General features: G+C 70.0%; 12 protein-coding genes. 7 read left to right on the top strand and 5 right to left on the bottom strand.

Annotated elements, in window-relative coordinates:
- Positions 1-324 precede the first annotated feature (324 nt).
- Complete coding sequence (eccD, locus tag T333_RS07385) at positions 325-1,716, top strand: type VII secretion integral membrane protein EccD (protein WP_496423979.1); 1,392 nt, start codon at positions 325-327, stop codon at positions 1,714-1,716.
- Positions 1,713-3,122 carry a type VII secretion-associated serine protease mycosin gene (mycP, locus tag T333_RS07380; protein WP_496423978.1) on the top strand — a complete coding sequence of 470 codons (1,410 nt, stop codon included), beginning with the start codon at positions 1,713-1,715 and terminating at the stop codon, positions 3,120-3,122. The genes eccD and mycP overlap by 4 nt, the downstream gene beginning before the upstream one ends.
- A gap of 37 nt (positions 3,123-3,159) precedes the next feature.
- On the opposite strand, the gene T333_RS07375 is transcribed toward mycP, so the two are convergent.
- On the bottom strand, positions 3,160-4,815 hold the full coding sequence (locus tag T333_RS07375; RefSeq protein WP_496423977.1) for an enoyl-CoA hydratase-related protein: 1,656 nt from the start codon (positions 4,813-4,815) through the stop codon (positions 3,160-3,162).
- Between the two features lie 349 nt (positions 4,816-5,164).
- Between T333_RS07375 and T333_RS07370 the strand changes: the two genes are divergently transcribed.
- Positions 5,165-5,974 carry a potassium channel family protein gene (locus T333_RS07370; RefSeq protein WP_496423976.1) on the top strand — a complete coding sequence of 270 codons (810 nt, stop codon included), beginning with the start codon at positions 5,165-5,167 and terminating at the stop codon, positions 5,972-5,974.
- A gap of 12 nt (positions 5,975-5,986) precedes the next feature.
- Here T333_RS07370 and eccB read toward each other — a convergent pair whose 3' ends face one another.
- On the bottom strand, positions 5,987-7,468 hold the full coding sequence (eccB, locus tag T333_RS07365; protein ID WP_496423975.1) for a type VII secretion protein EccB: 1,482 nt from the start codon (positions 7,466-7,468) through the stop codon (positions 5,987-5,989).
- A 113-nt stretch (positions 7,469-7,581) separates the two neighbouring features.
- Here eccB and eccE point away from each other — a divergent pair, with 113 nt between their 5' ends.
- Complete coding sequence (eccE, locus tag T333_RS07360) at positions 7,582-9,225, top strand: type VII secretion protein EccE (protein WP_496423974.1); 1,644 nt, start codon at positions 7,582-7,584, stop codon at positions 9,223-9,225.
- A 10-nt stretch (positions 9,226-9,235) separates the two neighbouring features.
- Here eccE and T333_RS07355 read toward each other — a convergent pair whose 3' ends face one another.
- Positions 9,236-9,838 carry an NADPH-dependent FMN reductase gene (locus T333_RS07355; RefSeq protein WP_355000103.1) on the bottom strand — a complete coding sequence of 201 codons (603 nt, stop codon included), beginning with the start codon at positions 9,836-9,838 and terminating at the stop codon, positions 9,236-9,238.
- Positions 9,839-9,960: 122 nt separating this feature from the next.
- On the opposite strand from T333_RS07355, the gene T333_RS07350 reads away from it, so the two are divergent.
- Positions 9,961-10,803 (top strand): NAD(P)H-binding protein, encoded by an 843-nt coding sequence (locus T333_RS07350; RefSeq protein ID WP_496423973.1) that lies wholly within the window; start codon positions 9,961-9,963, stop codon positions 10,801-10,803.
- Positions 10,804-11,009: 206 nt separating this feature from the next.
- On the opposite strand, the gene T333_RS07345 is transcribed toward T333_RS07350, so the two are convergent.
- The gene (locus tag T333_RS07345; protein WP_355000105.1) at positions 11,010-12,041 is read right to left on the bottom strand and encodes an NAD-dependent epimerase/dehydratase family protein; all 1,032 of its coding nucleotides are present in this window, start codon (positions 12,039-12,041) and stop codon (positions 11,010-11,012) included.
- A 73-nt stretch (positions 12,042-12,114) separates the two neighbouring features.
- Positions 12,115-12,924, bottom strand: a complete 810-nt coding sequence (locus T333_RS07340) for an S-methyl-5'-thioadenosine phosphorylase (RefSeq protein WP_355000106.1) — start codon at positions 12,922-12,924, stop codon at positions 12,115-12,117.
- A gap of 118 nt (positions 12,925-13,042) precedes the next feature.
- Between T333_RS07340 and T333_RS07335 the strand changes: the two genes are divergently transcribed.
- Both T333_RS07335 and T333_RS07330 read left to right on the top strand, forming a co-directional pair.
- Positions 13,043-13,267, top strand: coding sequence for a hypothetical protein (locus T333_RS07335; protein WP_496423972.1), 225 nt, complete (start codon positions 13,043-13,045; stop codon positions 13,265-13,267).
- Positions 13,231-13,983, top strand: a complete 753-nt coding sequence (locus tag T333_RS07330) for an EamA family transporter (protein ID WP_496423971.1) — start codon at positions 13,231-13,233, stop codon at positions 13,981-13,983. Before T333_RS07335 ends, T333_RS07330 begins: the two co-directional genes overlap by 37 nt.
- Positions 13,984-14,034 lie beyond the last annotated feature (51 nt).

The raw sequence follows: 14,034 nt of genomic DNA, 5'->3' as shown, positions 1-14,034 counted from the left end.
GCGCCTCGCTAGCGCTCGGCTTCGGCATGCGCGAGGCGCGCTGGCACAGGATTCGCTCACTGCGTTCGCTCATCGGACGAGAATTCCCCCTCTTCACATGCTGCGACTTCGGGCTCAGTGTAGAGGCCACCGCCGACATGTCGTACAGTTCGACCTGCATTCTGCTGCCCCGACGCCAGGGTCGCAAGCTCGCCCCCCAGCGCGACGGGTCAGCGGAAAATCGAGGTAGAACACCAGGTTGGGGGAAGTTTGACGCACGCGCGACTTGACCACATCGACGAAGACTCCTCGCGCGGTATCGTCCGTGCGCCAGATCTGGCTCGGGTGACGATCCTGGCGAAGCACACCCAGGTGGACATGGCGATCCCGGTCGACGTGCCGGTCGCGCTGGTGATCCCGAGCGTCGTCGACATGGTCGCTCAGCACAGCCGCACCAACGATTTCGACAACGAAGGCGAGCGCTTCGAGCCCGCCGAGTGGGTGCTGGCCAGGATCGGTCACCCGCCGTTCTCGAACTCGCTCAGCCTCGGCGAGCACGGCGTGCGCGACGGCGAGCTCCTCATGCTGGAGAGCGCCTCGCACACCGCGCCGACACCGCTTTTCGACGACATCATGTACAACGTCGCGATCGCGGACACCGACCACTACCGCAGCTGGACGCCGAAAACCGCGCGGATCACCGGCTCGATTCTCGCCGCGCTCACGATGATCGTCGGTTGCCTCGGCCTGTTGCTCGCGCCGGAGGAGCTACCGGAGTGGGTCAGCGGTTCGATCGCGCTGGCGGTGGCCATTCTGCTCGTCGTCGCGGGCATGGTGCTGAGCCGGATGTACGGCGACACCGCGACCGCGCTCGTGCTGGGCGGCTGCGCGCTGCCCGCCGCGCTCACGGCCGGAATGCTGTATGTACCGGATCATTACGGCTGGGCCCACATCCTGCTCGGATCGGTGTTGCTGGGGGCCACCGCGATTCTGGCGTGGCGCGTCACCGGCGTCGGTCTGGCGCTGTTCATCGGCGCGGCCGCGCTCGCGGTGTACGCGGTGCCCGCCGCTCTGGTCGGGCTGCTCACCGATCAGCCGCTGAAGGCGATCGGCGCGGTGGCCGCGGCGCTGGGTCTCGCGGGACTCTCGCTGTCGCCGCGGATTTCGATGCTGCTCGCCAAACTTCCGCTGCCGCCGGTGCCTTCGCCGGGCACGCCGATCGACCCGACCGAGGACGACCCCGACGATCACCGCGCGCTGCCCACCATGGAGGCGCTGCGGGTGAAGTCGGAACGGGCCCGCATGTACCTCGCCGGTCTGGTCTCGGCGACCACGCTGGTCACCGTCGCGGGCGCGCTCGCCGCGACGGATCCGGAGTCCGGTGACGCCTACTGGCAGGGCATCGCGCTCGCGTTGGTCTGCGCGGCGGTGCTGATGTTCCGCAGTCGCACCTACGCGGGCGCCGAGCAGGCGGTCGTGCTGATCGCCGGTGGCGCTTCGATCGTGCTGATCATGTTGGTGGGGGCCGGTTTCGCGATGGACATGCCGCTCGCCGTCTTCGGCGCGGCGATGCTGATCCTGGTGGCCGCGCTGATCCTCGGCATCATCGTCCCGAACCAGTCGGCGACGCCGCCGATGCGCCGCGGCGTGGAGCTGCTGGAGTACGCGTTCGTCGCCGCGGTGCTGCCGCTGGTGTTCTGGGTGGCCTCGCTCTACTCCCTCGTCCGCGGGCTGTGAACGCGCACTTGCGCGTTGCCGCCGTCGCGGTGACGCTCGGGCTTTCGGCATCGATCGGTGTCGGCTCCGGACACGGTGTCGCGCAGGCCGATCGGCCGCCCGCGGTGAATCCGGCGCTGCGGCCCGCGGGCGATCCCGCCGCGCCGCCGGAGAAGACCGAACGCCCGCCCAACTCGAACTGTGCCGACATCGTGACCGGCGGCGACGGGCCGACCATCCCCGCGGCGCAGCGCGCGCTCGATCTGGAGCGCGCCTGGCAGTTCTCCAAGGGCGAGGGCCAGGTCGTCGCGGTGATCGACACCGGAGTCGCGCGGCATCCGCGGTTGCCCGGCCTGGAGGCGGGCGGCGATTACGTCGCCGCGGGCGGTGACGGCACCGAAGACTGCGACGGGCACGGCACTTTCGTCGCCGGACTGATCGCCGCCTCGCAGGTCGAGGGCCAAGGCTTCGCCGGTGTGGCGCCCGAGGCGCGCATCATCGCCATCCGCCAGACCAGCAAGATGTATCAGCGCGAGGGCGCTTCTCGGAACAAGGGACCCGACGACCTGCCCGACGGCTACGGCACCCTCGCCACGATGGCGTCGGCGATCGTGCGCGCGGTGGAGATGGGCGCGACGGTCATCAACATCTCCGAGGTCTGGTGTGGCTCGTCCAACGACGTCGACGGCGCGATCGGCGCGGCGTTGCAGTACGCGCTGGACAGCAACGTCGTGGTGGTCGCCGCGGCGGGCAACAACGACACCGAGCAGTGCAAACCGGTGAACAAGGTGATCGACCCGCTCGACCCGACGTCCGATCCGTGGAGCAATGTCACGGTCAACGTCAGCCCGGCGCGCTGGGACGACTACGCCCTCTCGGTCGGCTCGATCGACCAGAACGGCGCGCCGTCCAAGTTCACCGTGCCCGGCCCGTGGCTGAGCGTGGCCGCGACCGGCGAGAACATGATCTCGCTCAACCCGCGCGGCGACGGCACCGCGATCGGCGCGGTCGATCAGCGCGGGCAGCAGAACCCGATAAGCGGTACCAGCTTCGCCACGCCGCTGGTCTCCGGCGTCGTCGCGCTGGTGCGGGCGCGGTTTCCGGAAATGAGTGCGCGCGAGGTCATTCGGCGCATCCAGGCCACCGCGCACGCGCCCGCCGAGGGCTGGAACCAGTACCTCGGCTACGGCGCGGTCGACCCGATCGCCGCGCTGACCAACGCGGTGCCCGACAAACTGCCGCCGAAGCGACCGACACCGCCGCGCAGCGAGCAGCTCGCCGTGCCCGCACCGCCGCCGCCACCGGACAACACCGCGCGCGACGTCGCGCTGATCGGCACCGGCATCATCGCGACCGCGTTGATCCTGGGCTACCTCGCGTCGTTCCCGATCCGCCGCCGCTTCGGCGTCACCTCGGACGACATGTGACCGCCGACCGCCTCGGGCGCGCGAATGCCCGAGGCGGTCAGCGCGATGCGGTCGGGGCGGTACGAACTCGCTTGGCGAGGAAGGCCCGTCGTCGCGTGTCGAAGTCCGCGCCGTAGAGGTCGGTGCGCATACGGGCCAGTTCCTGGTGCTCGTGGGCATCGATCAGCGCGCACTCGCCGTCGTCCGCGAGGCGGGTTCGTTTCGCCGCCATGATTCGCGTCCACGCCGTCGGTTCGGTGTAAGAACGAGCGAGGTCGTCGAGCCAGTCGTCGAAACCGCGTCCGATAGGGCCGATTTCGTTCAGCAGACCCAGGCTCAGCGCGGTGGCGGTGTCGATGGGTTGTGCGTCGTTCAGCAGTCGCTCGGCGACGGCGGGCCCGACGCGCCGAGGGAGGGTGAGGGTGTGGAATTCCGAGCCGCTCAGGCCGAGCGACTTGTAATGCGCGTTCACCGTGGCGCTTTCCCGCGCGACGACGATGTCGGCCGCGAGGGCGAGCATCACGCCGCCCGCGCCGGCGTCGCCGGTGATCGCCGCGATGGTGAGTTGGTCCGCGCACAGCAGTAGCGCACGGCAGACGGAGTTCATCGCGCGGATGTTCGCCCAGCCCTCCGCGGCGGGGTCGGCGGCGAATTCGATGGCGCCGAGGTGTATCCCGGTCGAGAAGAACGGTCCCGCGCCGCCGCGAAGTACCAGGACCTTGGTGTCCTGAGTGGCGGCGAACTCGATCGCGGCGGCCAGGCGGTGGCACTGCCCGGTGGTGAGCGCGCCGTTGTACGGGTCGATGGTGATGACACCGACAGGGCCGTCGGCGCGGTAGTGGATGTCGCCGGGGCACGCCGGATCCATCGTGGCCGGTATGGTCGCGGCCCGGATTCCGGTTCGGGTGAGCACGCCGAGTGCGGGCCCCTTGCACCTCGACTCGGCCTCGCCCGCGGCGCGCAGGTGCCCGACCCAGATAGTGCCCGAGCCGCAGGCGATTTCGATCGCGTGGTGGCGGCGTCCGACCAACGTGCCCGGCTCGGCGGCTATCGGGCCGCACCGCCCCGGCTGGGCGTCGTAGAGGTAGACGGAGCGGTCCGCGAGAACGGACAGCACGCCGGGTGCGCCGTCCGCGGCACGAACTCGGTGCGCGATCGTCTCGGCGTCGTCGGACCAGTCGAATGCGCGGTCGGCCTGACGCATGGCCGAACGGCTTCGCGCGTGCGGAATCGCTCGCGGCACCTCCGCCTGATCGAACGGAACGAAATCGGTGTCGAGCGCGCGGCTCACGGCCGCGAGGACGCACTCGATCGCGGCGTCGGCGACGACGGTGCCGTAGAGCGTGCTCTTGCGGCGGCGCGCGTCGAACGGGAAGGTGCGCCAAGCCCACACCGGGCCCGCGTCCAGATCCTCGACGGCGGAGAGCACGGTGACACCCCAGTAGGGCTCGCGATCGGTAATGGCCCAGTCCAGCGACGACGGCCCCCGGTCGCCGATGGGGCCAGGATGGACGATCACCACCGGGACGGCGCCGTGGCAGATCCGGCGCGGGATGCGTCGGGTCAGGTAGGTGCAGACGATCATGTCGACGCCGGAGGCCGCGGCGCGATCCATGTCGGATTCCGTCTCCACGACCGCGGTGTGCACGAGATATCCGCACCGTCGCAGCGCGAGGGCAGCGCGCACCGTCAATCCGTTCTCGGCGCTGCACATCAACAGAATCTGTCGGCGCATCCTGGTCGGCCCTTCGGCTGGCGAGAGCGGTTCGGGCGCGCCCTTCGCTCCGGCCGGGCCGGGCCGGGTCCCGCGGGCAGCGCCAGTGCGGCGGCAACGCTGCGCTCACGCCCTTTATCCGCCTGACCTGCGACAACCTGGCTAGCGGCGACCTGGCGCAAGCACCATCAGGCGACCAAGTGTAGTTCGCGGCCGCCGCGGTCCGGGCGTACTTCGGCTCGACGTGTGCTCTATAGCCGTGCCACCCGAGCTCGGTCGACCTGTAGCCTCAGCCGCAATCGACGGGCGATTCACCGCCCCACACCGCAGAGCAGCAGGTAGTACCCCGATGACCGACCAGACCTCGATCGTGACCCGCAGGCAGGCGTGGGAGCGCGCGACCAACGTGCCGATGATGGCGTTGGCGGTGACGTTCCTCGGCGTGTACGCGTGGCACGTGCTCGACACCGGGGCTTCGCCGCGGCTGGATTCCTGGCTGACCGGCGTCGACATCCTGATCTGGACGCTGTTCGCCGCGGACTTCGCGGTGCGGCTGTGGCTGTCTACCGATCGGTGGCGGTTCGTGCGGCGGCATCCACTGGAGCTACTGATCGTGGTGCTGCCGCCGTTCCGGCCGCTGCGGCTGTTGCGGGCGGCGCTGCTGCTGTTGGACACGCTGAACCGCACCACTGTCACGCGGGCCCGGCTCTCGGTGTTCGTCGGCGCCAGCTCGGCGCTGATCCTGCTGCTGTGCAGCCTGGCCTTCTTCGACGCCGAGTACGGCGCGCCCGACAGCAAGATCACCGATTTCGGTGACGCGCTGTGGTGGTCGGCGGTCTCGGTGACCACCGTCGGCTACGGCGACGTCTATCCGGTGACCACCGAGGGTCGTTTGATCTCCCTGGTCCTGATGACCTTCGGCATCGGGCTGATCAGTTTCGCGATCGGCACCACGACGAGCTGGGTGATCGATCAGTTGAAGGCGGTAGAGGTCAGCGCCGAGCGCACCGATCGGGAGATCTCGGTTTTGCTCGATGAGGTGCGCGCGCTCCGAAGCGAAGTCGCCGTACTGCGCGAAGGCACCGCGCCGCACGAGGACACCGCGCCCCGCGAAGCGCCGCACGAGGACACCGCGCCGCGCGAAGCCGAACGGCGCTGACCCACCTCGCGTCTACTTCTGGGTATTACCAACGGGCTTCGAAGCCGGTGACGGATCGGGCGCGACACCGTCGTGCGCGACCATCGCCTCTTCGCGCCCGAGCGTGGGCCCGTTCGCGAGCAGACCCACGATCGGCCACGGCGCGGGCTCGGGTTTCACACCGGCCTCGGCGTCCAGACCGAGCGCCTTCTGCGCGTCGGCGTTCTTGATGCCGAAACGCACGCCCGTGTCGGCGACGTAGAAGAGGGAATCCTTACGCCTGCTGTCGGGTTCGATGCCGGTCGTCTGCACGAACGCGCCGGTGCCCGGCGGCACGTACACCGAGTCCGCGTTCGGCCCCGAGCCGTCGGCCTGAGCCAGCGGCACCGCCTTGGCCTTGTCGGGCATCGGCAACGCGACACCGGTGACCACCGAAAGATCGGCCTGCATACCGCCGTCCTTCGCGGCCGGGTTCGGCTTCCAGGACAAGCAGCTGATCGGCCGGTCCTTGATATCGATGATCGTGGGCACAATCGTCGGATAGGTGTCGACCGCCAGCGCGGTGGCGATGTTCGCGCTCGTCTTGTCGGTCGGGTCGATCCAGGACGCACCCGGGGTCGATCGGTATGTGGCGCGGATGATTTCCGCCGTCACTTCCGAGATCGCCTGCAGACCTTCGTGCAGCACCACGTAATTCTGGTCGGGATCCGAGGACACCTGCACCACATCGCCGACCCGTCGGTCGCCGACCTGATAGCTCACGCGCGCGCCGGGATCGTTGATCTTCGGCGGAACGATTTGCGGCACTTCGGGAATGGCGTTGAGCAACCCCTCGCTGACTGGCCGCGGCGTCGCGCCGGTGATGCCGAGCGCGTCGGTCACCCTGCGGTCGTTCATGTCCACGCGGGCGCGCGTCTTGTTGTAGACCAGATACGCCTGCTCTTTCACCTTCACGAGCAGCGCGCGGTCGGCGGGCATCACCGAGGCCTTATCGCCCAGTTCCAGGTCACCAGCGAGCACAGTGGTGGTGAAATCCTTGGAGCCGTCGACCTTCATCACGTCGCAGACCGTCCATGCCCGGCCCTTGCCGTCCTTGTCGTAGCGCAAAGCGGCTGGCGCGCCGGGGATTCCGATCAGCTGGCCGCGCGGCTTCTTGCCGAGCTCGGACTCCTTGACGATGGTGGCCTTGCCCGACTCGCCAGACGCCAGCCGTGCCGAGGCCAGATTCAACGCGGGATGCACGACGCCGTCGATCTGCACGTAGACGCCGCCGGACTCCTTGCCGATCAGCAGCACGTTGTTGCCGATCTTGTCCTGCGGGCGGAGCAGCGCGAGGATGCCGCAGCCTGCGAGCACCACGATGGCCAGGACCAAACCCGCCGCGTAGGCGCGGGATTGCGAGCGCATCGGATCGTGCAGCATGCGCACGTCCCGGCGCACGAGCGCGTGCTCCATCCGGCGTACCAGGAAGCGGTAACCGCTCACCTGCCAGCGCGTGGTGGGTTTTGAAGGCATGGTTCCTCCCCCGAACAGTGCTCACGTTCGCGGAACACAGTACAGTTCCCTGGGACTCTTGTTCAGCTCGGCCGGTAGGAAACGGTCGATACCGGGTATTTTGGGGGACGCTGATGGCCGAAGCCACAGGGGCGGGACCACGTCCGCTGCTTGGTCGCATCTCGCTGCCGAATCTGTTGATCGCACAGGTGATCGGCATGATCGCCGGAGTGATCTCGTTGGTGGCCGGTCTCGGCGGGTGGCCGGCGCTCGGCGTCGCCGTCGCGGTCGGTCTGCTTCCGCTGATCCCGATCGCCAAACGCACCGTGCTGGACTGGATCGCGACCTGGTGGCGCTACATCACCCAGCGCGACTACGAGATCGGCGACACCGTCGACTTCCGCGGCCCCGACGACCGCTCGCTCGGTCTGTACTGGGACGGCACCCGGGTGGTGACGGTCGTCGAGGTGCTGCCACCCAAGGGCGGACTGACTCGCATCTCCAGCAGCACCGTGCACGCCTCGCACCTGCTGCCGCTTCCCGAACTCGCCGCCTGCCTCAACCAGCACGACATCCTGCTCAGCGGCATCGACATCATCAGCCATGGGCACCGCAGCCGCGCGGGCACACCGGCGGGCAAGATCTACGAGACGCTGCTCGGCCCGCTGCCCGCCACCGCGCACCGCGCCGTGTGGCTGGCGATCAGCTTCGACGCCATCGCCTGCCCGGACGCCGCGGCGCGGCGCGGCGGCGGCAGCGAGGGCGCCTCGCGCGCGGTAACCATTGCGACGCAACGCATCATGCGCGCGCTCGAGGACGCCGACTGCAGCGCCCGCATCCTGACCGCGCCCGAGATCCGCAAGGCCGTCCTGCAAATCACCGCAGGGTTCGATCCGCGCACCCTGACCCATCGCTGGCGCTACGCCGAGATCGGCAACGCCGTCAATATCGGCAGCGCGGTCGACCCGAAGCAGCTCGGCTCGGACCTGCTCGCGCAGCTGTGGGTCGCGCCCTCGCGCGGCACCACCGTCACCGTGCGGCTGCGCCCCGGCAGCTCCGCCGAATCGGTGAGCATCGGCGCGGCATGGCGCCTGACCGCGCGCGAACTGCCCGAGCGCGGCAAGCTCACGGGCATGGTGTCGATGAACGGACGCCACCGCGACAGCCTGCTCGCGCACCTGCCGCTCGCCGTGCCCGGTCTCGACGACACCGTGCCGATGACCGAGTACCCGATCGATGTGATCGGCGCGCTGCACCTGCCGTCGTCCGGCTGCGGTCAGCTCATCGGTTCGGACGAGAACAATCAGGGTGTGGCCGTTCGCATCATCGGCACCGGCATCTCGACGGTCTACCTGGCGGGCGAGCTCTACTTGGCGCAGCAGTTGGTGTTCCGCGCACTGGCCGTCGGCGAGCGCATCCTGATCCGCACCGACCGCGCGCACGCCTGGGAGAACCTGGTGCAGACCATCGGCAACCCGGAGCGCCTGACCATCGCCGTCGAAACCCACCAGTCCGACGCGGGTTTCACCGCGACCGTGGTGGACGGGGTGCTCGCGCCCGCGCCGCACGCCGGTGTCACGACGATCTACGTGACCGGTGACCCGATGGGCTGGCCCGCGACCAGGCCGGACCTGTCCATCCACCAGCCCGGCGCGATCGGCAACCACGTGGTACTTCGCACCGGAACCGCGCAGGTGGATCTGACCCTGGTGTCGATCCCGCGCGAGGCCACCTACATCGGACATCCGCGCGGACGACGGCCCGTCGCCGCCCAGTGACGACCGGGCGTCAGCCGGGGTAGGGATCGGCCGCCCGCGCGGCCCGCAAATGCCGCGCCCACCAGTGCAATTGGCGGAGCAGGCGTTCGCTCGCGTCGATGGCCGCTCCGTCGGTCGGCGTGCCCGTGGCGTCGAACTGCCGCTTGGCTTGGTGGATGCTGACGGTCTCGCGGATCGAGACCATGTGGATCTCGGCGACAACCTGCCGGAGCTGTTCCACTGCGCGCAGGCCGCCGGAGAGTCCGCCGTAGGAGACGAAACCGATAGGCTTGCCGCGCCACTCGCGCTTGGCGGTGTCGAACGCGGTCTTGAGCGACGCCGGGTAGCCGTGGTTGTACTCGGAGGTGATCGCGACGAACGCGTCCGCGGCCGCCAGCCGGTCCCGATAGGCCTGGGCCTCCGGGGTCTCGGTGAGATCCGTCGGCAGCGGTGTATCGATGAGATCGATGACGCCCGTGTCGAATTCGGGTCTGGCCCGGACGACGCGCAGGAACCAGTCGGCGACCACCGGAGCGAACCGCTCCGGGCGCACACTTGCCACGATGACCTCGAGCCGTACCGGGGTGTCCACCGGGCGAGCGTAATGGACGCGGGCCGTCGGCAGCTCGCGCATGGCCGCAGCGGTGGTACGCCGTGGTCCGGGTGCGCCGCTCCGATGCCACGTACATTGAATGGGCCAGCACCGAAAGCTGTTTGTGGGCACGATGTTTCGAGCGGCGAGGCGAAGGAGACGGTATGTACGTGGTGACCGGGGCGACCGGGAACATCGGCGCGGAACTCGTGCGCGCGCTCGCCGAAGACGGGCAGCGGGTGCGCGCAGTGGTGCGCGATCCGGCGCGCGCGTCGCTGCCGGACGGCGTCGAGGCGGTCACCGGCGATCTGAACCGGCCCGAGACCCTGGCCGAGGCGCTGGACGGCGCGCAGGGCATGTACCTGATGCCAGGCTACGAGCACCTCGACGAGTTGCTCGTGCTGGCGGGCAAGGCCGGGCTGGCGCGCGTGGTGCTGCTCTCGGGTGGGTCGGCGGCGCTGGCGGATCTCGGCAACGCTGTCTCCAGGTACATGGCGCTCTCCGAACAGACCGTGCGCGAATCCGGTCTGGCGTGGACCTTCCTGCGGCCGCGCTCGTTCATGTCCAACGCGCTGCGCTGGCTGCCGCAGCTGGCCGCGGGTGACATGGTGCGCGCCCAGTTCTCGGGGGTGCGGGTCGCGGCCGTCGACCCCGCCGATATCGCCGCGGTGGCGGCGCGCGCGCTGACCGGCGGCGATCTCGACGGCCGGATTCTCGATCTCACCGGTCCTGCGGCACTGCTGCCCGCAGAGCAGGTCGAAATACTCGCCGAGGTCCTCGACCGGCCGCTCGTGTGTCGCGAACTCACCGACGACGAGACCCGCGCCGAACTCGCGGCGACCATGCCCCGCGCCTACGCCGAGGCTTTCACGAGCTTCTTCATCGACGGCACCCTCGACGAATCGGAGGTCCACCCGACCGTGCGCGAGGTGACCGGTCGCGAACCGCGCACCTTCCGTCAATGGGCGCAAGCGCATGCCGACGCGTTCCGGACCGAGTCCGCCTGACCTGTTCCCCACGCCGGGCAAGCATCAGCCCGCGACCGTCGACCGCCGTAGCGACCTCGGCCGCACTCCCTAGCGAGTGGGCCAGCACGCCTCGCACGCAACAACCTGCGGGCTGAGATCTCGGCCCCCGACCCTCCGAAGTCGGGCCGGATTAGAGCGCGGCGAGCGTCGGAGCGACCTCGCTGGTGCGTCGCCGGGCAGCAGATTCAGCCCGCGGTCGCGACCTCCGCTGCACCCCTGGCGAATTCGGCCAGCCCGTCGGTCGGAACGATGCGTGCGGTGAAATCCAGTGCGCGCCGGGCACATTCGGGGTCGGCGACGAAATGGCGCACGTCGCCGATCCGGTACTGGCCGGTCACGATCGGCGACGGCCCCCCGCGCGCCTTGGCCATGATGGAGGCCACCTCCCACAGCGTGATCGGATGACCGGAGGCGATATTGAGCGGAACGAAGCCGGGCAGCTGACGCTCCACCGCGGCGCGGGTCGCGGCGGCGGCGTCGCGGACGTGTACGAAATCCCGCACTTGGCCGCCGTCCTCGAACACCCGTGGCGCTTGGCCCGCGAGCAGTTCCTCGCGGAACCGAGGGGCCATACCCGATCGGGCGCCGTCGCCGTAGATGTTGTGATAGCGCAGCGCGGTCACCGACGCCCCGGTGCTCAGCGCCCAGGCCAGCGCGTACTGCTCCTGTGCCGCCTTGCTCGCGGCGTAGAAGCCGCGCGGCCGCAGCGGCGCCTCCTCACCGACCGGCTCCCAGGTCAGCACCTCGCCGGTGCGCGGCGCGCGGTGGTCGAACATGCCGCGGTCGAGATCGGCGCGCGAGCGATGGCCGGGGAAGAACGGTCCGCCGCGCACGCTGCGATAGCGACCCTCGCCGTACACGGTGATGGACGAGGCGAGCACCAGGCGACGAACTCCGGCCTGACTCATGGCCGCGAGCAGGACGGCGGTGCCATGGTCGTTGTGCGCGGCGAACGCGGCGATGCCGGATTCCGATTCCGTGCTCGGCGCGGTGACGGCCGCGAGGTGACAGACGACCTCGACGCCGCTCAACAGCGGCGCGAGCGCGTCGGCGTCGCGGACGTCCACCTCGGCGACGCCCTCGGGCGGCTCGGCGTCGGGCCCGTGCACGTCGGCGAGCATCAGGTCGAGCGCGATCACCTCGTGCCCGGCGGCCGTGAGCGCGCCGCGCACGTGCGATCCGAGGAATCCGGCGGCCCCGGTGAGCAGTACCTTCATCGCAGCCACACCCCGCCGCCCACGGCCGACACCGGACCGATGGCGGCACGAACGTCGCACCGTCGCATACGGTTTACGGTAGTTCGAAAGGCAACGCCACGCCGGTATGGACACGGCACCGATCGCAGGTGTCGGTTCCGTCGACCGCCGCCACCGAGGCGCGGATGAGGTCTTTGAAGGGGGCGAGGTTGCGCTTGAACTCGGCGAAGACGTCGATGGCGTGCACGCCGTCGCCCTCCTCCAGGCCCGCGTCCAGGTCGGTCACCAAAGCGACTGCCGCGTAGCACATCTCCAGCTCGCGGGCGAGCACGGCCTCCGGATGACCGGTCATGTTCACCAGATCCCAGCCCTGCCCGGCGAACCAGCGGCTCTCGGCGCGGGTGGAGAAACGCGGTCCCTGCACCACGACCATGGTGCCGCCCGCCTTCAGCGGCAGCGCCTCGACCTCGGACTTCACCACGGCGCCGCGCAGTTCCTCGCAGTACGGGTCGGCGAACGAGACGTGCACGCCACCGCCGTCGAAGAAGGTCTGCGCGCGACCGGAGGTCCGGTCCACCAGCTGGTCCGGCACCGCGACGGTGCCGGGACCCCAGTCGGCGCGCAGGCTGCCCACCGCGCACGGCGCCAGGATCCGCCGCACGCCCAGCGAGCGCAGCGCCCACATGTTGGCCTGGTAGGGCAGCGTGTGCGGCGCGTATTCGTGCTGCTTGCCGTGCCGGGGCACGAACGCCACCGGCCGTCCCTCGACCTCGCCCACCGCGATCGGCGCGCTCGGCTTGCCGTACGGGGTGTCGATCTCGACCTGGGTGGCGTCGTTGTCGAAGAAGTCGTAGAAACCGCTGCCGCCGATGACGGCGAGGGCGGGCCGGGGAAGCGAACTCATGGGCCCGATTCTTCCGTCCGTCCACGCTTCCCGCGCAACCGGTACCGCCTGCGTGACGGAGGCCACTCGGCCGCATGGGCAATGATAGGACGATTCATCGGTCCAGCTGGAGGTGTTCGTGTCGCGCTGGGGCGTGTGGTTGACCGTGGCGAGCGGCCTGGCGTTCGCCAGCTCCGGACCGCTCGCGAAATCCGTGCTCGCCGCGGACTGGTCGCCCGGCGCGGTGCTCGCCGTGCGGCTGACCGGCGCGGCGGCGATCATGCTCGTGATCGCCGCCGCGCCGAACCCGACGGACTGCGCGGCAGCGTGCGCCATCTGCGCACCGTCGGCGCGTACGGCGTGATCGCGCTGGCGGGCGTGCAGGCGACGTTCTTCCTGTCGCTGGAGTACCTACAGGTCGGGGTCTCACTGATGATCCAGTTCCTGGCGCCGATCGTGGTCATCGGCTGGGACTGGGCGGTGCGCGGACGACGGCCGTCGGACGCCACCCTGCTCGGCGCGGCCGTCGCGCTCGTCGGCGCCGCGCTGGTGATCGACGTCTTCGGCGCGGGCGGGCTGAGCCTGCCCGGCTTGGGCTGGGCGGCGCTGTCCATGCTGTGCAACGCGGCGTTCTTCCTGCTCTCCGCACGCACGTCGGACAACCTGCGTCCGGTCGTCCTACTCGGCACCGGATTGACCGTGGCCGCGCTGACCAGCTGGGCGCTCGGCGCGCTGACCGTGCTGCCGATCCACTTCGGCGGCGCCACCGCGAGCATGGCCGAGCGCCACCTGCCCGCCTGGCTGGCCCTCGCCCTGCTCATCCTGATCAGCACCGTGGTGGCCTACCTCTGCGGCGTGGCGGGCGCGGCGCGCATCGGCGCGACGCTGATGTCGCTGATCCTGCTGAGCGAGGTGCTGTTCGCCGTCGCGCTGTCCTGGCTGCTGATCGACGAGGCGGTCGCGCCGATCCAGGCGCTCGGCGCGCTGCTCGTAATAGGCGGAATCGCGCTGGCCAGGTACGGTGCCGATCAGCGAGCGGCGCGGCGCGAGGAACCCGCGCCCAGCCGCGCGCGGACCTGACAACACGCCGGTACGGATGTACCCTAGGGGGGTATTGCATCCGACCTTCCG

It is taken from the genome of Nocardia sp. CNS-044 (genome assembly GCF_059570515.1).
Note: the sequence above shows the minus strand (reverse complement) of the source record. Positions and strands in the feature narration are given on the sequence as shown.